The sequence below is a fragment of the Neobacillus drentensis genome (assembly GCF_036965245.1).
Lineage (GTDB): Bacteria > Bacillota > Bacilli > Bacillales > Cytobacillaceae > Neobacillus > Neobacillus drentensis_G.
Genome location: NZ_JBALPG010000007.1, coordinates 52311 through 71355, shown reverse-complemented (window position 1 = coordinate 71355; position 19045 = coordinate 52311). Strand labels below are relative to the sequence as shown.

Sequence of the window (19045 nt, the reverse complement as noted above, 5' to 3'; positions counted from 1 at the left end):
AAACTTATTTTCATGGTAGTTTAAGTGAAACTCTTCACATCCACTTAAAAAATTTACCATCTATTAAGCTAATTCGATATAGAATAATTTTACGCAAATTAGGTCTTTTTTATAGAAAATCTCTGAACATATTAATGATAATTATTCAAAATAACAAATCGTTTATTGTGATGACATGACGTTCATACTTTCTAAGATTTGTACAACTTCTTCAGTTGGAATATTCATATCATCATTTATCCATTTTCGAATTACTGTAATGATCCCGCCTGTCGAATAAGTGAAAAAATATTCTAAATGAGTCTCATTAGCATTTGGTAACTTTTTTTTAATTTCTGCAATTGTTATATCATGAGCAGAATTCAAAACTGTATTTAGTACATGAGAGCTATTTTTTTCATTAAAAATGATTTTACAGAGATCCTTATTTATAAGTATCAATTTTAAAAGTTCATTTAGTATATTTTCTTCTCCTGAAATATTAATAGTACTCATCATTTTCTCTATCAATTCTTCTTCAATACTTCTCATTAAATCAAAGGGATCATTATAATAAGAATAAAAAGTTCCGCGATTAATATCTGCTACTTTACAAATATTCGTAACAGTAATTTTATTTAAGTTTTTTTCTTGTAGCAGCAGTAAAAAAGCCTCTATAATTACCTTTTTACTATACAGTGTTCTTCGGTTTCCAGGTGTACCAACCACGTTTTTCCCCTCCCTTAGTAACCAATTCACTTTAATATGTTTTTAAATGGACAAAACATTAATAAATGATTATTTAATAACACCTGTTTATATTTTGCTTATTGTTACCTTCAATTAGCCTTAATATACTATGTCTATGCCATTAAATCAACAAGGTGTACAATTAATAACTTTTTGTTTAAGCAATAACTAGTTGTTTTAATGTGTTGTATGTAAAATTAGGATGAAAGGAAGCTGTTAATGGCAAAGTATCTTTATAAATTAGGAAAATTGGCGGCAAACAATAGTAAAAAAATAATTGGAGGCTCAATATTAATTCTCCTTGTGATAGCAATTATTGCAATGAACCTGGGGTCAAATTTCTCTGAGGACATGTCTATACCTGGATCAGAATCAGAAAAAGCCCTTCACCTCATTAAAAAGGAATTTCCCTCTAATACAAGTCAAGTACAGTTAGTATTTAATGCACCTGAAAATAAAACCTTAGATTCTGAAGAGATTAATAATATAATTACGGATACATTGAAAGTGATAAAAGAAAAAGATAGTCATATTGTTTCTGTAGCAAGCCCATTAGAGTTAGGGAATTTAAATAAAGATAAGAATATTGGTTATGCAATTGTTACTTATAATGTAGCAGCAGACAAGGTATCGGAAAAATCAAAGGAAAATATTATAGAAAACATTGAAAATATTCGTGATGCTGGCATTCAAACAGAACTATCTGGTGATGTTTCATTTTCTGAAATGAAAATAGGAGGAATAACAGAAGTAATTGGGGTAGTTGTTGCTTTCGTTATATTGGCAATTACTTTTATTTCTTTATTAGCGGCTGGGTTGCCAATTATTACGGCGGTTATTGGACTTGCTATAGGAATTTTTTTAATTATGATTGGCACAAATTATTTGGATATTACCTCAGTTTCAATAACGTTGGCAGCAATGTTGGGATTGGCAGTAGGCATTGATTATGCTCTCTTTATTATGACCCGTTTTAGACAGCAAAGGAAAGAAGGATATTCTGTCCAAGAGTCTGTAGCAATTGCAAATGGAACAGCCGGTAGTGCTGTAGTGTTTGCTGGGATAACCGTCATCATTGCGCTCTTAGGCTTATCTGTTGCAAAAATACCATTTTTAACAATGATGGGTCTTTCTGCTGCCCTTTGCGTATTATTCGCAATATTTATTGCAATAATTGTGGTTCCAGCTTTTTTAGGTCTGATGGGACATAAAGTTGGGCCAGATAGAAAGAATAGTTTTATAAGCAAAATCATTAAAAGTGATAAAAAACAAACTACACCCGATAGATGGGGAAATTTCGTAGCAAAACGCCCGTGGAAGGTAGCAATTATTGGAATTGCACTTCTAACTATAATTGCTATCCCTATTTCCCATATGGAACTCGCATTACCAGATAACGGTTCGAAAAGTGAAGAGACAACAGAAAGAAGAGCATATGATTTACTTACCAAAGCCTATGGCCCAGGCCATCTTTCAACATTAATTGTAGCGGCTAAAACCTCAAGCGAAACAACCAATCCACAAGTAGCATTAAGTGATACTATAGAAAAGCTAAGTGGGTTATCAAATGTTAAAAATGTTAGCCCAGCAATTCCTGGACCTTCAGGAGAATTGTATCTTATTTCTATAACTCCAGAGACAGGAGCTGCCGATTCAGAAACAAAAGATCTTGTAAACGATATTAGAGAAAAGGCAAAGACCTTGGAAAAATCCAATCATATAAAATTAATGGTTACAGGTACTACGGCGGTAAACATTGATATATCACAAAAACTGAGTGATGCATTACCAATATTCGCTTTGTTAATTATTGGATTTTCATTCATCTTATTAGTACTAGTATTCAGGTCTATTCTAGTTCCATTAAAAGCAGTACTAGGATTTGTACTATCTTTAGGTGCAACATTAGGATTCACTGTATTTGTTATACAAGATGGAAATTTAATTGATTTATTTGGATTTCCCATTGCCTATCCTATATTAAGCTTCTTACCAGTCATTGTGATAGGGATTTTATTTGGGTTAGCAATGGACTATGAGGTTTTTCTAGTTAGTAGAATACGTGAAGTATATACACATACCGGTGATGCACGTAAAGCTGTTTTAGCCGGAATGAAAGATAGTGGTGGAGTAGTAACAGCTGCAGGGTTGATTATGATTTCAGTATTTACTGGATTCATGTTAGCTCCAGATCCAATAATTAAAGCAATGGGCTTTTCACTTACATTTGGCGTTATATTTGATGCTTTTGTAGTAAGAATGGCTATTGTACCAGCAGTAATGATCATAATGGGAAAAGCTTCTTGGTACTTGCCAAAGTGGTTAGATAAATTACTACCAAATTTAGATATTGAGGGAGAATCATTTATGAAAGAAATAGAAAGAAAAAGGAATTAAAAGGAGAATGATGTTAAGTTCGAATAATGCATAATGTTTTTAATTAATGTGGCTGCATATTTTTTATAAAAAAGTTCATCGGTCGTATTAAATAAGAGGATGTTTTGGATCAATCTTTTTTCAAAGCATCCTCTTTTTGTTTATTCATTTATCAAGGTTATTAATATCAATTTGATCAAACTTTAATCCAAAACAACAGCTTCAAATTCCATAAAAACTACATCGCTAAATAAGGATATTAAAATACGCTTTAAATTTTGTATAGTTATTTTCTTATTGAACTAACTGCCCGTTACTTGAAGAAGAAAATGGCATTACCTAATTGTTGAAGTAATGCACCCGTTACTTTAAGTGAAGGCTTTCACAAGGATAAATAAACTTAGAATAAATTTATTAAAAATCATACTAATTAGACACCTGATTTTTTAAATAGGCATTATGGCGATCTCTCCTTTCGTAGAAATCGCCATTTATTACCTGATTTATTATTTTAAAGCAAACTTCCAAGCCTCATAAAACTCTATAACTGTTGAATACCTTTTATCCCGATCTTCTTCAACAGCCCTTATTGCTACTTCATAAAGCTTCTGACCAGCTTCCCACTTTGAGAATGAATGATCCATTTCACCACCTAATAATCCAAACGCAATAGCTCCAAGATTAAAAATATTTGTAATTGAATCAATTGGGGATCCAAGCTTGTACTCCTCTGGGGATTTTGATCTGTTTGCCCCCCAAAAATTGTTCCCTAAATCATTTATAGTGGGTGAATTACGATAAAAGTCTATATCACATATTTTTGTTTTATTATTCTTGAAGTCATATAAAATACTTCCATCATAAAAATCTACTGCAACAAATCCTTGAGATTCTACAAATGCGTGGAACGAAAAAATTATATCTAGGGTATCTAAGCGTTTTTCTATTTCAAGATTCTTAAAACGATAAAACGGAGACTCAGGGTTTGTATACTTAGCTCTGCCACCAAATGACCAATGAGAATGTAAGCATTCGCCTTCAAACCATTCAAATATTGCTGCATAACCAGTTTCTATTGAAAAATGATCTACCAATTTAATTAAATATGGATGCTCTAACTTTTGATATACTGATATAGCCTTTATCAAACGGTCAACTGCATCTTTAGGGTTACCAGAGAAGTCCATTGGTTTAGCTCCAGCATATTTAACAAAATACCTTTTGTTATTTTTTTCTAAACCAAAACCAATATTTCCTGAATCCTGTTGATCAAATACACAAAAAACATCCCCTAAATTCTTTAACCAGAGAAAATTATGATCCTCTTGTAATTGAAACGTCACTTTGTCAATCGTAAAAGTAATTGGATTAATTTGTTCTGTATTATTCAAAATATGAACCTCCTATTTGAAATAGGGTTCACGCAGTTTATAGGGGAAATGATACGCTTACCCTTTAATTAAATGCTACCCCGTAAAATATTATCGTTATTTTCATAAAACAACGCCTCCTTTCATATTTATCCAGGGAAATTGTACCATTTGCTTGTCGTATACGTCTTTACTTTTTTGTAAATTCTCGCTATTTCGCCATATCCTCTTAAGGTTCTAACCGTTACTTGAACAAGAAAAAAACGATCCTTCTTTATTGAAGCATCGCACCCCGTTTGTTGTATAAGGAAAACCTTTTCTCATTTTACCCAGTCCGCAATTTTTTCATTTTCTTTCAAATTCGCTCTCTTATAATAATATACTGTTTGAACTTTAAATTCGAAGCCATTAGCTGAAATATAGAATTTGTTGTCATAGTAAGTATCTTCAAGGCAAAAGGTAAAACCTTCATTATATCCGTAAGAAAACTCTTGAAGCTTTTTTATTTCATCATTTTTAGCCAACCGAATCTTATTGATTTTAAATACTGAACCAGGCAATAGAATAAAGGAAACATTGGTAAAAATAATTTCTAAATTATGATAATAACTAAAATCAAAGCTACCGGCCAATATAAGTTTTTCACTATTGTCGTATTTAATAATATAAAAATCTTCAATATTCATTGTATCAATATCGTTTTGGAAACTTTCTAATTTTTGTTTTATATTCTTATAAAACGTCATACCTTTGATCACCTCCCCAGTAACCGCTATCACTTTTTAATAATAGCACCCGATAGTTTAAGTAAATTATTTCACAAACTTTTTTTATAGAAAAAGAAAAAGAGCGATTCTCCTTTTGAAGAATCGCATTGTTTAAAGGAATGAGAAGCCCCGTTTTTTATACTGCTTAGTTGTTACTCAGAATATCGTTAATGATGTCTAATTCTTCCTCTGATAAAATAATTTCACTTGCATAACTATTTTCAAGTATACGCTCTTTTCGTTTTCCTCCTGGAATAACGGAATCAACACCTTCTTGGGCAAGTAACCAAGCTAGTGCTAAATTAGGGAGAGTGGTATCCTTTTGAGTAGCAATTTGGTTTAACTTCTTGACTGTTTCAAGCGTCTGATTGAAGTGTTCGCCATTGAATAGAGGAATCGATTGACGCCAATCTTGAGTATCAAGCCTCGATTCTTTTGTGAACGTACCACCTAATAATCCAAATGCTAATGGACCATATGGAATAAAGGAAATATTGTTTTCAACACAATACGGTAATAATTCCTTTTCGGCTGAACGATCTAACATATGATATGGGGATTGTAAGACAGAGATATCGCTATGAACGTTTGCCTCTTTTAATTGCTTAAGAGAAACATTTGAAATTCCAATGGCACGAATTTTTCCTTCTTGTTTTAGGCGTGCTAATTCACCAATAGATTCTGTAAGTGGTGTTTCATTATCCGGTAAATGCAAATAATATAAGTCTACATAATCTAATTGCAATCGTTGTAAACTTATCTCAACAGCCTCACGTAAATATTCAGGACGATTATCTTTTTTTACAGAACCATCTTCAAACCAATGTTGTCCTCCCTTTGTTGCAATCACAAAGTCATCTCGTTTGAAATCCTTTAATACTTCGCCAATTAACTCTTCAGATCGACCAAACCCATATATATCAGCTGTATCAATAAATGTAACCCCAATGTTTAATGCTTTTCTAACAAGTTCTTTTCCATTTTGTTCATTTAAATTTTGAAATAAGTTATGCCCACCAACTGCATTGGTGCCAAGTCCAATTACTGAGACATCTAATTCTGAGTTTTTTAACATTGTATATTTCATAGTTTTCCCTCCTAGACTCTTTAGCTTAATCTTAATTAACTAAGAGGAAATTCCCAACTTTCATCAATCTAGTTTCATATATCGAAACAAAATCGTTTTTCTTGTCAAAAATGGGGATGGTCAGAGTAAGAAGGATATTCACTATAGATTCCTTATCATTCGCTTTCATTTTATGAGACAAAGTGCTTGATTTCTAATGCTAGATGATCACTTCCTTGGATAATCCTTTTTGCTAAAGCTTTAATAGAGTGTTTCTTAATCTGGTCCGTTGTGCCATGGAATGCAATAGCACCAATCACTTTATCATCTTGGAAAAACGGTGCTGCAATGCAGCGAAACCCAATTTTGGTCTCTTCATTGTCAATTGCATAACCTTGAGATCTAATAACATGTAAATGTGGAATGAGTAAGTCAAAATCTTGAAAAGTGTTCTTTGTGAATGTTTCTAATGCAATACAATTTAATATTTCACGTTGTTTTGCCATTGATAAATTTGCTAATACAACCTTTCCTAATGCGCTAGTATGAAGAGGCGTACGTGATTCAATTTTGGAAAGTTGTGGCTTTTTATATGGCGCCTCGACCACATTTTTCGTTATCATTTCACAGTCTTGTAAAATTCCGATATATGTTGTGATCTGTTCCTGACGAGCTAATTGATAAGGAGTGACAAGTGATGTCCACTGAATTCCTTTATGCCAATGTAATTGCTCATCACGAAATATATGGGGATTTAATTGATAATATTTTTGATATTTCAGCACATAATTCATTTTTTCTAGTGTATATAACATTCGAAAAACAGACGTTTTATTTAAAGCTAATTCCCCCATTATTTCCGTTAAGGTCATGGCGTGATTCTTTCGCAGTAAATCGATTATCTGTATCCCCTTTTTTAATGTTGTAACTTCGTATGTATCCATCAATATCTCTCCTACTTGAAGGGTGTCTACCATAAATATATCGAATTTAAACCTTTTTAGAAAAGAATTGATATAGTCCGAACTTTACATTTTATGAAGGAGTAGTCTAATAAGTCATTTTCAAGTTAAAAATCCTTCAAAACAAAACGCTAGAATGCTTTTAAATCGCCACAGTCATCCCCGATTTTTTATCAAAATAAACAGCTACTCCAACCAATACAAAGACAGGCATCAGCATATATAACCAAATCATTATATCACCTCCCTATATAAATATTGGTAAAAAATTAACTTTTATTTTCAATTCAAGCACCCGTTAGCTTAAGTACATCTATTCACAATCTATTTAAAATAAGGTAAATGTAAAAGACTTAAAAATAATTGCGACCCCAAAGAAATTTACTCGTCTAAATAGAAAAAGCTATAAAAGGGAAGGTGTTCTATGGGAAAAAGACGTGCATTATTATTAATTTTTAGTGCAATAATTTCGTTAGTTGGATGTAGTAATCTGGAGAAAGAGGAACAAGTTAATATTACGTCAGAAAATAAACTTATCGTTCAAAAACATACAGAAAATGAGGGACAATACCAGCAAGTAATGGTCATAAAAGACAAAGAAGAAATTAATACTATTTTAAAGATTTTCAAGGATACAAGATGGACAGACGCTAACGATAAGAGCACATACCCTGACTATAAAATAAACGATAATTATGCAATTTGGATACTTTCCCCAGACAATGGAATAAGGGTTAAAATCGATAGCATAGATAAAAACACTTTTCTTTCTAAGAAAGACTCGAAAATATTATATAAAATCATTTTAGAAGGAAAGCTCAGAAAATAAATTCACTGAGCTTATAATTTTTCTAGTTAAACTAACCTCCCTCAATAAAGATAGCAAAATCTCCCGATTTCCGCGGCATTCATCATTTGGGACATGGACCTTGCTTGAGACGGTTATTTCCGTAGCCGGATTATGATTTATTTTATTACTAAGCTTAGTTGTATAAGGTTCCTCCCAGTTTAGCATGACTATTTAATTCGTGATAATATTGGTTTTGTCGATTAGTTCTAGGTCTTTTGGGATTCGCAGGTACAAGATGCTTTGGCCCTCGGCATAATGGGAGTCACGTTCGAAGAATTCCTCTCCAGTAAATTGCTTTACGGAGAAAACGTTTGTAAACTCTGAGAATTTAATTTTACTTTTCTTTGGATTCCTAAGAAACAGCCCATCTTCCGCTAATTCCAGACCCGGAGGAGTGGCGAGCTCTGTAATATCCATCCCATTCACGCTTGATCTTGTTTGATAATAGGCAGCTTCGATTTTTCCATCATTATGATTCTTTCTTTCCACAAAGACTGATGTGTTTAAGTAATCATCTTGGATTGTGGCTATGTTAAGCTGTTCCCCGTTGTAGTCGAAGTTCCACTTTTTTCGTAGAAATTCACCGCCTTCGTTAGCAACTTTTCCCGCAAGCGCTGAATCGTATAAATCCATGCTTTCTTTTTCGAGCTCCGCGGTATCTACCTTTTTCCATCCGTTTATTATTTTTACGGGGTGGACTGTGTCCAAAACGACACAGATCAATAAGATCGCCACGTATCCGCTAAATATCCAGCAAACGCGTTGACTGTAGGAAAATTTCCCTTTACTGTATACGTTTTTATTCACGGCTTTAGCTGTTAAAACTGCCAAAGCGATGACGATAATAGCAGTTATTAGCAGTGGTACAATCACCATCATCCTCTGACCTCCAATCTATTGGACAACACAAATGCGCCAGAAAATAACAATCCTGCAGCCACGATTATTTTCACAATAAATAAAACAAGCGAGGACTCCGTAAAGAAAAATTCAAATACACTTGCGACCGTCCCCGCTTTTCCGCTAAGTCCTTCGAGAATTAATGCCCCGAAAAAGGCCGCCGGTAACAAGACAGTGAATACTTTACTAATCTGGACAAGCGTTCCAACCAAATAACCTAATGCACAAAAGAGGAAGACGTATAGAATAGTAGAGAATATGCCCAAGAGCAATTCTATAGGCGCATCCAAAATCGGTGTGCTTTTAAAAAAGTAATAGATAATCACTTTAAATAAATAGGACGACAACATCGCTGTAATCCCGCCAACGACACTTGTAGTTAGTAAAAAAACTGCATTTGATAGATTACTGCTGACACGATTGGCCACAAATACAAAGTCATCGTTTCGATACGCCTTTGTGGTAATAAGGATAGCAGTAATAAACCCCCACAGCATCGTAAAGGCCGCAACAAAATCAGACGAAAAATAACTGGCTTGCACTTCAACACTCCCGACGGTGCTGCCCATACTCCCCACACCGTTCATTGAGAATAAAACGGCTAATAATTGGAGGAAAATTAGTGATATAAATACTTGGCTGTATGCCTTTAGCTTATAAACATATTGTTTTTTCACCACTTCGATCAGACTAACCTTTGTTAAAGACATCATCAATTCCCCCTTTCGTTTTGCTAGTTAAATAGACACATAGGTCACTTGAGGTAACCGGTGTGATGTCGATTCCGGCATTACGAGCACGCTGCCGTTCTGTTTCGGAAAAATGATTCCTGACAACAACGTACGACTGATCAATGCCGATGCTTTTTGTATAAATGACCTCCGTGTTCTGTGTCCATTCATTAATAACAGTGGTTTTCCCTTGAATCCCAATTGCCCATTCCTTCAAATCGGCAACTGGCATATGAAGAATTTCTTTTCCCTCGTTTACAAGTAGAATATCTTCTAGTAAGTCCTCGATTTCATTTAAATGGTGACTAGAAATAATGATGGTACGAGGATAGGCAATGTATTCCTTGAGTAAGGCACGATAGAAATCCTTTCTTACTGCCGCATCCATCCCTGTAGTCGGTTCATCGAGCATCGTTAACGGAACACGGGCAGATAAGCCTAAAATCATGTTAAACGTACTTTTCATCCCTTTTGAAAGTCCGTTATAATACTGAAGTGGGTTTAAGGAGAAATAATCAAAAAGGCGATCCGCCAATTCACGATCCCAATTCGGATAAAAACTGGCTGCTGTCTCTAATAATTCCTTAAGATTTAAGGCTGTGGGAAGATTCATTTGATCATGAAGAAAAATGACATTGGCTGAAACCTGGAGACTGTTAAACGGCTTTTCAGAAAAAACCTTTAGTTCACCGGCGGTTTCTTTTAACAACCCGGCGATAATTTTTAGCAGTGTTGTTTTCCCTGCACCATTCCTGCCGATGAGACCGGTAATTTTATTTTCTTCTATTTTGAAGGAAAGATTGTTTAACGCTTTTGTTCCACCATACACTTTCGTCAATCCATTGCACTCGATTACACTCATTTCTCTGCCTCCCTTATATCAGCCGTTTTGATCATTTCGATTAATTCCTCTTTACTTACCTGCAGCCGTCCCGCTTCTAGGACAATTCCCTGTACTAGCCGTTTCAAGGTTTGATTTTTCCGCTTTGCTAGGATCATTTCTTTGGCACTATTTGATACAAACATCCCAAGCCCGCGCTTTTTATATAAAATCTGCTCATCCGCCAAAATATTCAGCCCCTTTGCTGCCGTTGCCGGGTTAATATTAAAAATCTCTGCAAGCTGATACTGGGAGTATATCTTTTGATCACTTTCAAAATTACCGTTCAAAATCTCATTCTCCAGCCACTCTGATAATTGGATATAAATCGGTTTCGTTCCGTCCAAATTAAAAATCAAGTATTCCTCACCCTCTTATATAGTGCATTAGTGTTGTAATGTAGTATATTATATTTGGAAATAAAAAACAATATTATTTTAATTTTTTTCAATTGCCTTTTTCTTTCATTAATTTGAATATTATTGTATCTTTGGTATTATTAAGAATTGTTTGAGAATTGAGGGCTTAGTGAGTATGTGGAGAAATAGAAATGTTTGGATTTTATTAACAGGGGAATTTATTGCTGGTCTCGGATTGTGGCTGGGTATTATCGGTAACTTGGAATTCATGCAGGAGAAGCTGCCTTCAGATTTCTTGAAATCGCTTCTTTTAGCTGGTGGCCTGCTGGCTGGGATTGCCGTTGGACCTTCTGCTGGCAGGCTAACTGATCAAATGAGTAAGAAAACGGTAATGCTCATGGCTGGGTTCATGCGGGCATTTAGTGTCATCTTTATGCTCATTGCCATTGCTACAGGTTCCATTTGGTGGATGGCCGTATTCCTAGTCTTGGTTCAGATTTCAGCCGCGTTCTATTTTCCGGCATTGCAAGCAGCACTGCCACTGATTGTCGCAGATAAGGATTTGCTTCAGCTAAACGGGGTTCATATGAATGTCTCAACGCTATCAAGGATCATTGGAACGGCAGTTGCCGGAATTCTGTTGGTGATCATACCTTTGTCATTGCTTTATGTCGGTTCGCTTGTGGCATATATCGGTCTGTTTATCTTAACCTGGTTTTTACAGATTGATGAAAAGCCAGGAATCAAGCCGGCTATGCAAAGCACTCTAGAAAAAACTAGTTTTATGGATGTTTTTCCGATTATCAAGGGACTTCCGATTGTTTTCATGACACTATTGATGACGCTCATACCTACTATATTTCTGGGGGGCTTCAATCTTATGGTCATTAATATTAGCGAAATTCAGGATAGTTCTGCCATTAAAGGATGGATCTACACAGCAGAAGGGCTCGCTTTTATGCTCGGGGCTTTTTTCATCAAACAAATCAGTTTTAAGCTTTCACCTTACATTATTTTGTTTACTAGCGCCATAATAATCGGCATTGCTCAGATGCTGCTTTATTTTGCAAACATGCCATTATTGACCATCTTGGCTTTTTTATTTTTTGGTTTTTCCGTAGGCTGTTTTTTCCCGACTGCATCCACTATTTTTCAAACAAAGGTACCAAAGGATTTTCACGGCCGTTTTTTTTCCTTCCGTAACATGCTAGACCGCATTACCTTCCAGGTTGTCCTGCTCTTTACCGGTTTCCTTTTAGATCTTATCGGCTTGCAGCTCATGTCCGTTCTATTCGGGATTATATCCATTATCATGACTGCCCTTTTCTTCATCAAACACAATCGGCATCGAGCAGTCGAACAAAACAACAGCACAAAAGCATCATCCAATGGATGATGCTTTTGTGCAACTGTCCTTCTCACAAGGACACTGTCCATAAGTGGTGCCTAACACCCTTACCACTATTAACACAATATTAGCCTAGTTTTTTCATTTGGTCTTCTTTTATTGGGGTTGTTTCCCATGCTTCTACGTTTTTAAGTCCTTCTATGTTGGAGGTGTAGAATACTGGGTTTTGGCCGCTTGCCTTTTGCTTTTTATAATCGGCAAGAGCGGCGAAGGCGATTTTTCCTAGTAGAATAATCGCGATCAAGTTAATAATTGCCATTAGTCCCATAAATAAATCGGCAATGCTCCAGACAAAGCTCAACTCTGCTAATGAACCGAATGCAACCATTCCAACAACAGCCACACGGTATAAGTTTAGGACAACCTTGCTATTCTTAATAAATTCAATATTTGATTCACCGTAATAGTAATTCCCTACAACAGAACTGAAGGCAAATAATAATACGATGAAAGCAAGGAAAATACCGGCCCATGACCCTAATGACCCCTCAAGGGCATTTTGCGTTAAGATAATACCGTTGCTCTCTTTAGACGTATAAAGTCCTGATAAAAGAATAATAAATGCAGTTGAGCTACAAATAACGAGGGTGTCGACAAATACCCCAAGAGATTGAATTAATCCTTGTTTAACAGGGTGGCTGACATTTGCCGTTGCAGCTGCATTCGGAGCACTACCCATACCTGCTTCGTTTGAAAACAGTCCGCGCTTAATTCCATTCATCATTGCAGCACCAATTGCTCCCCCAGCCACTTCTTTAATGCCAAAGGCACTTTCAAAAATCAACTTAAAAACGCCAGGAAGTTCAGATATATTCGTTACCATAATATATAAAGCTATTAAAATATAGGCACCTGCCATGATTGGAACCATCCACTCAGCCACTTTAGCAATCCGCTTAAGTCCTCCAAAAATGATGACTGCCGTAATAACTGACAGAACAATCGCAATTACCGTTTTATTGAACCCAAATGAATTGTTTAACGAGCTTGTAATTGTGTTGGCTTGTACAGAGTTAAAGGCCAGTCCAAATGTAAGCGAAATCAAGACCGCAAATGTGACGCCCATCCAGCGGGCATTTAACGCCTTCTCCATATAATAAGCGGGGCCGCCTCGGAAGGTGTCACCATCTTTCACCTTAAAAATTTGCGCTAGTGTGCTTTCTACGAAAGCGGAAGCCGAGCCAATCAAAGCAATTAACCACATCCAGAATACGGCTCCTGGTCCACCAGTCGTGATGGCAATCGCTACACCTGCAAGATTCCCTGTTCCTACGCGTGAAGCCGTACTGATACAAAAAGCTTGGAAGGATGATATCCCTTTCTTATCACCCGTTGCCCCTTCACCCATTAGGCGAAACATTTCTCCCACCATTCGGAACTGGACAAACTTTGTACGGAAAGTAAAATATATCCCTGACCCTATTAATAATATAATTAGAACATATGACCAAAGTAATGTATTTGTACCATTTACGAAACTTTCGATTATTTTCATCTACTCATCCCCTTCTACCCTAAATTTTTATTTACTGATATAAATTAACAAATTCTCAGAAATATGACAATATATGAACTTTCCAGCGAATAGATGTTCCATTACTTTCATGAATTAAAAAATGCCTAAATGTCCTTGTTAAATCAAGTCAGTGAACATAAAGAAAACTCGCCGATTGGCGAGTCTTAAGGCGAAGACATAGGCTTAGTTGCACTTATGCCGATACGAAAATTATCCTTTCCTATCAGCTAATAAAAGAAGCGGTCCAACCGCTTCTTATTATTATAGTGTCACCACCAAATTTAGTGTCCACCCCACACGGACAGTGTCTTTTTGTGGTGCCTGACACCATTAGGAAACACGCTTTAAATGTTTGAATTGTCCTTTTGATAGGACGGTTCTCTCCAGGCGATGAGCCATTATTCCTGCTAAGACGGCTAGGACGATATCCTTTGGCAGCGGTGCAACCATCCATAACCATGCCATTTTGTATGTAAATCCTTCTGGTGCGGCTGCCCAAAATTTATAAGCAAAGTACATCCAATTTGTCCCGAAAAGGTAGTTTACGGCCATTCCGATTAAAGCAGCTATGATAAAGGCAGCCATACTTTTCTTCTTCTCGACAATTTTTCCAATGATAAAAGCAGTGAAAATATAAGAAATAATAAAGCCGAAGGTAGGCCGGAAGATGATGGATGGCCCTCCGATAAAATCAGCAAAGACTGGAACCCCTACTATGCCTACTAACATATAAACAATCATTGCAATAGATCCTAAGCGGCTGCCCAAAATGGCTCCTGCTAAAATAGCAAAAAAGGTTTGCAGTGTAATCGGAACCCCGCCAACATGCAAAAACGGAGCAATAGTAGCAATGTTCGCACCAATTGCCATCAGTGCCACAAACATTCCCGCAAGTGTTAAATCAATTGCCCTAAATTTATTCATCTTTGTTCTCCCACCCTAAAATATTATTGATTGTTATAAATCTAAAATAAATGGTAGAACATGCTATTGTCAACCTAAAAATTATTTTAGTTAACAATATAACAATAATACTGGAAATAAATTTCTTCAATCAAACGTTTTATTAATCTTTCACCATAAATACTCTTGAAAAAAATCCCCTTTTCCAGCAAAACTTTTCCACATTTTTCTAAGGAATTAGACTATCATGATTATTAGTAAAGCCCTTTTCAGGAAGCTTAAGAATTCAATTACCGTTTAGGAGGCTGAAAATGAATAAAGAAAAGATACTTGAGCTTTTTAATAAGCATTTGCGAATTGAAATAACCTACCCAAACTATCTTAGAGAAAGAACCAATACAGTTATACGGCAGTTTTCGTCTACAAACGAACCCGGATTTGTAATCTATTCGGAAATAAATGAGACAAACGCTGATACTGTAATTGATGAACAGATAGCTTATTTTGCTCAATTAAAACAATCATTTGAATGGAAGGTTTTCGATTACGACCAGCCGAATGACATAGTGGAAAAATTGCGATCTCGAGGCTTTTCCATCGAAGACCAAGAAGCTCTGATGGTAATTGATTTAACTGAGAGTGAGCATTTGCTTCACATTCCTGCTCAGCCAGAAATAAAGCAAATCACAAATGAACAGGGAATATGGGATATCATGAGTCTTGAGGATGAAGTGTGGGGATCAAGTCACCAAGAACTGGGCGAGCGACTTTTAAAGGATTTGCAAAATGATGCGGTCCACTTATCTATATATGCGGCCTATGTGAATGGGAAAGCCGTCAGCGCAGCATGGATGTACTTGCATAAAGGCACACCTTTCGCAAGCTTATGGGGAGGTTCAACCTTATTGGAGTTCCGGAAAAAAGGTTTTTATAGCTCGCTGCTTGGAATCCGTGCCCGTGATGCTGCAGCAGCAGGCTATCAATTGCTAATGGTCGATGCCAGCTCTATGAGCGAGCCCATTCTCCAAAAACATGGATTCGTCTGTCTCGCTCGCTCTACACCCTGCATGTCACCTGAAAACTCATGAAAATTTTATCAATGATACTGGTGTCAGGCACCACTAAAAGACCTGTGTCCGCCACAGGCTGACACAGGTTGTAACGGACAGATTAAGTCATTTATGGCGGCAGTTTTTGCAGACTTTGATGGTTTGGTTTGTTTCTGTTTTATGTGGGTACAAGAGCTTTATTCCTGTTCTTCACAAAGCGGGCATGTCCCCCGCCCATTTGAAGGCAGGCTGCTGATTGTTTTTCCTCGGTTCCTTTTTGCCATTCTCCATCATCCTATTCATAAAAAAGTTCGTTTCTTTATTTAATGTTGAACTGGAACAAAGGTTGATAGGCATTTAATGGTTTTTGTCACAATAGAATGCTAGAATCCCGCAAGTAATATATAACAACTTTCCTTTTACAAAACTACACAGAAAGCAACAAAATTAAACAAAAAAAACAGCCAATTACCTATTTACTATTTTTGGAAAGTATTATGGAATAAAATCTAGTAGTTTTAAACTTCAAAACTTAATAGAGTAATAGAGTGGAACAGGACTTTTTAAATAGGTGAAACAATCTATGCTTTAATATACAAAAATAAAGTATTATATTTTCCCAATAAAATTTTTGTAGAGCAAAATTTAATCTGCCCCTGATTTTACGACACAATATTATGAATATTCAATTTACAATAAACTTGTATTAAAATTTGTTGTAATTTGGGGGTGCAGTTTTTGGCAAAAACGAAAAAACAGAAATGGAAAAGGAATCTATTGGTTATGACTACAGTAACCGGACTAGGGATCTCCACATTTTACCCAGGCCTTAGTATTCCGGTTACAGCGGTCGAACAGTCTGACCAGCCGATTCCTAAGGAAGAATCTGTCTCAATTGTTCAACTAGTAGTACCGGATGATAAGGCAAAGGACAAGCTTCTCGAGCTTGACATTGACCTTACCCACCGAATCGAAGAACATGATGGTGTCTATGAAGTGGATGCCGTTGTCACACCATCAGAAATTGCCATGTTAAAGACTTTTGGCATCTATGTAAAGGATACTCTGATCACAGAAAACCAATGGAATGCACGAGTGACAGAGCGGCAATCTGCTGTTCAGCTCCAAGCGAGTCTGACTGCGTCAGAGGATACTCTTAAAGTTCTCCGAGCAAATCATTTTACCAATCAATCCGCCACATTCCTTTATCTCGAAGTGAAATCGAGCGCCGGAGCAACAGCAAGCACAGCCCTTAAAGCAACTTGGACTGAGAACGGCGAGGAAAAATCCGCCACACTTTCTAGATTAGTAGATTACGGTGAATATTTATATCACTATTTGCTTCTGCCAGTTAGCGCCATTCCTTCATCTGTCAAAATCGAAAGTAATCTTGGCGGAACAGCTACTAGCTCCGTTACTGAATGGCTGGGGCAGGAACCGAAACATCCAAAAACAGATTATGTCACGGATTTTGTTGACCACTATATGGCACCAAATGAATTATATGAACGTGTCCAAAAGCTAGCAAAAGAATTCCCTAACTTAGTAGAAATCATTGACATGCCAAACAAAACAAACGGATACAGACGTCTTGCCCAGGCAACCATTGGCGGCACGACCAATCTCGCTGTCGTTGTTTCCTCAAAAGCATGGGGGTATCAGGGCGGTAATGATATATCGGTAGAATTCAAAAATCCTGGAACCAATAATGCACCACTAAAAGTAACTGTGGATGGTAAAAAGATTTTAGTAGATTTAGCTACTGATTCGTTAGGCAAAGCCACAAGTACTGCCGCACAAGTGGTCAGCGAACTAAATGCAAAGGCTGGCCAACTTGTTTCCGCGACTACATATCGCGGCAATGCTGGAGCTGGTGTTGTTGCACCAGCGACCGCGAAATTAACGGACAACCTAAACGCACCTGCGGATGTTTCCCGTGATCCGTTCACGGTTAAGGCAATCCGAATCGGAAAGCATCGTGACGGTTCCAAGCCGGGTGTCCTTGGTTACGCTCAAGAGCATGCCCGTGAATGGGTGACACCTCTCGTGACCATTGAAACGGCGGAACGACTGCTGCGAAACTACAACCATGATAGTGAGACGAGAAAACTTGTTGATAACCTGGATATCTTCCTAGTTCCATCTGTAAACCCTGATGGTGCCAATTACAGCTTTTATGATTACAATATGCAGCGCAAAAATATGACAAACCACTGCAGTCCTGCCGAAGCTGATCCAGGATACCGTAATTCTTGGGGAGTTGACCTTAATCGTAACCACTCTGTCGGTTCCGCATTTGATGGCTATATCGGCGCATCGATAACAAATTGCCGAAGCGAAACTTACGCCGGTCCATCTGAAAACTCTGAACCAGAAGCAAGAAACCTTGTCTGGCTTGCTGATCAAAATCCGAACATCAAATTTGCTATGAATATTCATAGCTATGGAGGCTACTTCATGTGGTCACCAGGTGCTTACGATGCAAAACGTACAACCCTGCCACGTCCATCTGCTGGGGAAGAAGCCTTCTATTGGGCAGCATCAGATGTTATCTTAAATGACATTCAGGATCACCGCGGAACGGTTATTCTCCCAAGCCGTACTGGCCCAATTCCTGATGTACTGTACTCCGCTGCAGGCAACTCCGCAGACTATCTTTGGTATGAAAAAGGGATTTACGCTTGGAACTTCGAAGTAGGAGCTGATTTATGGAATAAGGATACGAAAAGATGGCAGGCAGTTGGCTTCCAGCCATCATTTGCAGAAGGTCACGAAGAAGCAATGGAATTTTCCAATGGTTTGATCAGTTTGATTAAAGTAGCCTATAATAATGCGAAAGACCATCAGAGACCTTCATCAAAAGCAACGCCTGGAAACGGTAAATACACAGGCCCTGTTGATGTTAAGATTGAAACAAGTGAGCCAGCCACCGTCTATTATACACTCGACGGCAGCCGCCCTACCTTCCAATCAGCTAAAATCAAATTAAGCGGGACCCGCGAATTTGCAGAAACGTTAAAAATCGATAAAACAACAACCATTAATTATTTCGCTGTGGACGCCGCCGGAAACATTGAGAAAAATTACAATCCATTAAGCAATGGGAATAACTTTAACTCTGTAACCATTACAATTAAATAACCGGTATAAAGGAGTTGGCCTTACAAGGTCAACTCTTT

17 protein-coding genes are annotated in these 19045 nt (G+C 36.9%); 6 read left to right on the top strand and 11 right to left on the bottom strand.

The genetic code is table 11. The features are described from left to right. Positions 1-162 precede the first annotated feature (162 nt). Positions 163-708: a TetR/AcrR family transcriptional regulator gene (locus tag V7150_RS01780; RefSeq protein WP_335513036.1), complete on the bottom strand. Its 546-nt coding sequence runs from the start codon at positions 706-708 to the stop codon at positions 163-165. A gap of 240 nt (positions 709-948) precedes the next feature. On the opposite strand from V7150_RS01780, the gene V7150_RS01775 reads away from it, so the two are divergent. Next, positions 949-3126: an MMPL family transporter gene (locus V7150_RS01775; RefSeq protein ID WP_335513034.1), complete on the top strand. Its 2178-nt coding sequence runs from the start codon at positions 949-951 to the stop codon at positions 3124-3126. 485 nt (positions 3127-3611) lie between these two features. Here the strand turns inward: V7150_RS01775 and V7150_RS01770 are convergent, their stop codons facing one another. The 4 genes from V7150_RS01770 to V7150_RS01755 all read right to left on the bottom strand — a co-directional run bounded on the left by V7150_RS01770 (position 3612) and on the right by V7150_RS01755 (position 7252). Beyond that, a complete protein-coding gene (locus V7150_RS01770) occupies positions 3612-4496 on the bottom strand; it encodes a serine/threonine protein kinase (RefSeq protein WP_335513032.1) in 885 nt (294 codons plus the stop codon). Positions 4497-4795: 299 nt separating this feature from the next. After that, the gene (locus tag V7150_RS01765; protein WP_335513030.1) at positions 4796-5221 is read right to left on the bottom strand and encodes a hypothetical protein; all 426 of its coding nucleotides are present in this window, start codon (positions 5219-5221) and stop codon (positions 4796-4798) included. A gap of 166 nt (positions 5222-5387) precedes the next feature. After that, complete coding sequence (locus V7150_RS01760; protein ID WP_335513028.1) at positions 5388-6329, bottom strand: aldo/keto reductase; 942 nt, start codon at positions 6327-6329, stop codon at positions 5388-5390. 170 nt (positions 6330-6499) lie between these two features. Next, on the bottom strand, positions 6500-7252 hold the full coding sequence (locus V7150_RS01755; protein ID WP_335513026.1) for an IclR family transcriptional regulator: 753 nt from the start codon (positions 7250-7252) through the stop codon (positions 6500-6502). Between the two features lie 442 nt (positions 7253-7694). On the opposite strand from V7150_RS01755, the gene V7150_RS01750 reads away from it, so the two are divergent. After that, the gene (locus V7150_RS01750) at positions 7695-8099 is read left to right on the top strand and encodes a hypothetical protein (protein WP_335513024.1); all 405 of its coding nucleotides are present in this window, start codon (positions 7695-7697) and stop codon (positions 8097-8099) included. Between the two features lie 192 nt (positions 8100-8291). Here the strand turns inward: V7150_RS01750 and V7150_RS01745 are convergent, their stop codons facing one another. From V7150_RS01745 to V7150_RS01730, 4 genes are read right to left on the bottom strand one after another with little or no spacing between them, the layout of a single operon-like run. After that, positions 8292-8999, bottom strand: coding sequence for a hypothetical protein (locus V7150_RS01745; RefSeq protein WP_335513022.1), 708 nt, complete (start codon positions 8997-8999; stop codon positions 8292-8294). Next, complete coding sequence (locus tag V7150_RS01740) at positions 8996-9730, bottom strand: hypothetical protein (RefSeq protein WP_335513021.1); 735 nt, start codon at positions 9728-9730, stop codon at positions 8996-8998. The genes V7150_RS01745 and V7150_RS01740 overlap by 4 nt, the downstream gene beginning before the upstream one ends. Further along, a complete protein-coding gene (locus V7150_RS01735; protein ID WP_335513019.1) occupies positions 9711-10613 on the bottom strand; it encodes an ABC transporter ATP-binding protein in 903 nt (300 codons plus the stop codon). Before V7150_RS01735 ends, V7150_RS01740 begins: the two co-directional genes overlap by 20 nt. Continuing rightward, positions 10610-10990, bottom strand: coding sequence for a GntR family transcriptional regulator (locus V7150_RS01730; RefSeq protein WP_335513017.1), 381 nt, complete (start codon positions 10988-10990; stop codon positions 10610-10612). Before V7150_RS01730 ends, V7150_RS01735 begins: the two co-directional genes overlap by 4 nt. 175 nt (positions 10991-11165) lie before the next feature. Here V7150_RS01730 and V7150_RS01725 point away from each other — a divergent pair, with 175 nt between their 5' ends. Next, on the top strand, positions 11166-12386 hold the full coding sequence (locus tag V7150_RS01725) for an MFS transporter (RefSeq protein WP_335513015.1): 1221 nt from the start codon (positions 11166-11168) through the stop codon (positions 12384-12386). Between the two features lie 79 nt (positions 12387-12465). On the opposite strand, the gene V7150_RS01720 is transcribed toward V7150_RS01725, so the two are convergent. After that, positions 12466-13893 carry an alanine/glycine:cation symporter family protein gene (locus V7150_RS01720; protein WP_335513014.1) on the bottom strand — a complete coding sequence of 476 codons (1428 nt, stop codon included), beginning with the start codon at positions 13891-13893 and terminating at the stop codon, positions 12466-12468. Positions 13894-14244: 351 nt separating this feature from the next. Then, entirely contained in the window at positions 14245-14838 is a 594-nt protein-coding gene (locus V7150_RS01715) for a biotin transporter BioY (protein WP_335513012.1), read from the bottom strand. Positions 14839-15128: 290 nt separating this feature from the next. Here V7150_RS01715 and V7150_RS01710 point away from each other — a divergent pair, with 290 nt between their 5' ends. The 3 genes from V7150_RS01710 (at position 15129) to V7150_RS01700 (ending at position 19007) form a co-directional block, all read left to right on the top strand. After that, positions 15129-15905, top strand: coding sequence for a GNAT family N-acetyltransferase (locus V7150_RS01710; protein ID WP_335513010.1), 777 nt, complete (start codon positions 15129-15131; stop codon positions 15903-15905). 93 nt (positions 15906-15998) lie between these two features. After that, positions 15999-16193 carry a hypothetical protein gene (locus V7150_RS01705; RefSeq protein ID WP_335513007.1) on the top strand — a complete coding sequence of 65 codons (195 nt, stop codon included), beginning with the start codon at positions 15999-16001 and terminating at the stop codon, positions 16191-16193. A 411-nt stretch (positions 16194-16604) separates the two neighbouring features. Continuing rightward, positions 16605-19007: a M14 family metallopeptidase gene (locus tag V7150_RS01700; protein WP_335513005.1), complete on the top strand. Its 2403-nt coding sequence runs from the start codon at positions 16605-16607 to the stop codon at positions 19005-19007. Positions 19008-19045 lie beyond the last annotated feature (38 nt).

Bases quoted from the DNA above. Each gene is read 5' to 3' on its own strand.
- V7150_RS01760 (WP_335513028.1), bottom strand. From the start codon at position 6,329: ATGAAATATACAATGTTAAAAAACTCAGAATTAGATGTCTCAGTAATT.
- V7150_RS01720 (WP_335513014.1), bottom strand. From the start codon at position 13,893: ATGAAAATAATCGAAAGTTTCGTAAATGGTACAAATACATTACTTTGG.
- V7150_RS01710 (WP_335513010.1), top strand. From the start codon at position 15,129: ATGAATAAAGAAAAGATACTTGAGCTTTTTAATAAGCATTTGCGAATT.
- V7150_RS01745 (WP_335513022.1), bottom strand. From the start codon at position 8,999: ATGATGGTGATTGTACCACTGCTAATAACTGCTATTATCGTCATCGCT.
- V7150_RS01755 (WP_335513026.1), bottom strand. From the start codon at position 7,252: ATGGATACATACGAAGTTACAACATTAAAAAAGGGGATACAGATAATC.
- V7150_RS01775 (WP_335513034.1), top strand. From the start codon at position 949: ATGGCAAAGTATCTTTATAAATTAGGAAAATTGGCGGCAAACAATAGT.
- V7150_RS01705 (WP_335513007.1), top strand. From the start codon at position 15,999: ATGGCGGCAGTTTTTGCAGACTTTGATGGTTTGGTTTGTTTCTGTTTT.
- V7150_RS01750 (WP_335513024.1), top strand. From the start codon at position 7,695: ATGGGAAAAAGACGTGCATTATTATTAATTTTTAGTGCAATAATTTCG.
- V7150_RS01725 (WP_335513015.1), top strand. From the start codon at position 11,166: ATGTGGAGAAATAGAAATGTTTGGATTTTATTAACAGGGGAATTTATT.
- V7150_RS01735 (WP_335513019.1), bottom strand. From the start codon at position 10,613: ATGAGTGTAATCGAGTGCAATGGATTGACGAAAGTGTATGGTGGAACA.
- V7150_RS01765 (WP_335513030.1), bottom strand. From the start codon at position 5,221: ATGACGTTTTATAAGAATATAAAACAAAAATTAGAAAGTTTCCAAAAC.
- V7150_RS01740 (WP_335513021.1), bottom strand. From the start codon at position 9,730: ATGTCTTTAACAAAGGTTAGTCTGATCGAAGTGGTGAAAAAACAATAT.
- V7150_RS01715 (WP_335513012.1), bottom strand. From the start codon at position 14,838: ATGAATAAATTTAGGGCAATTGATTTAACACTTGCGGGAATGTTTGTG.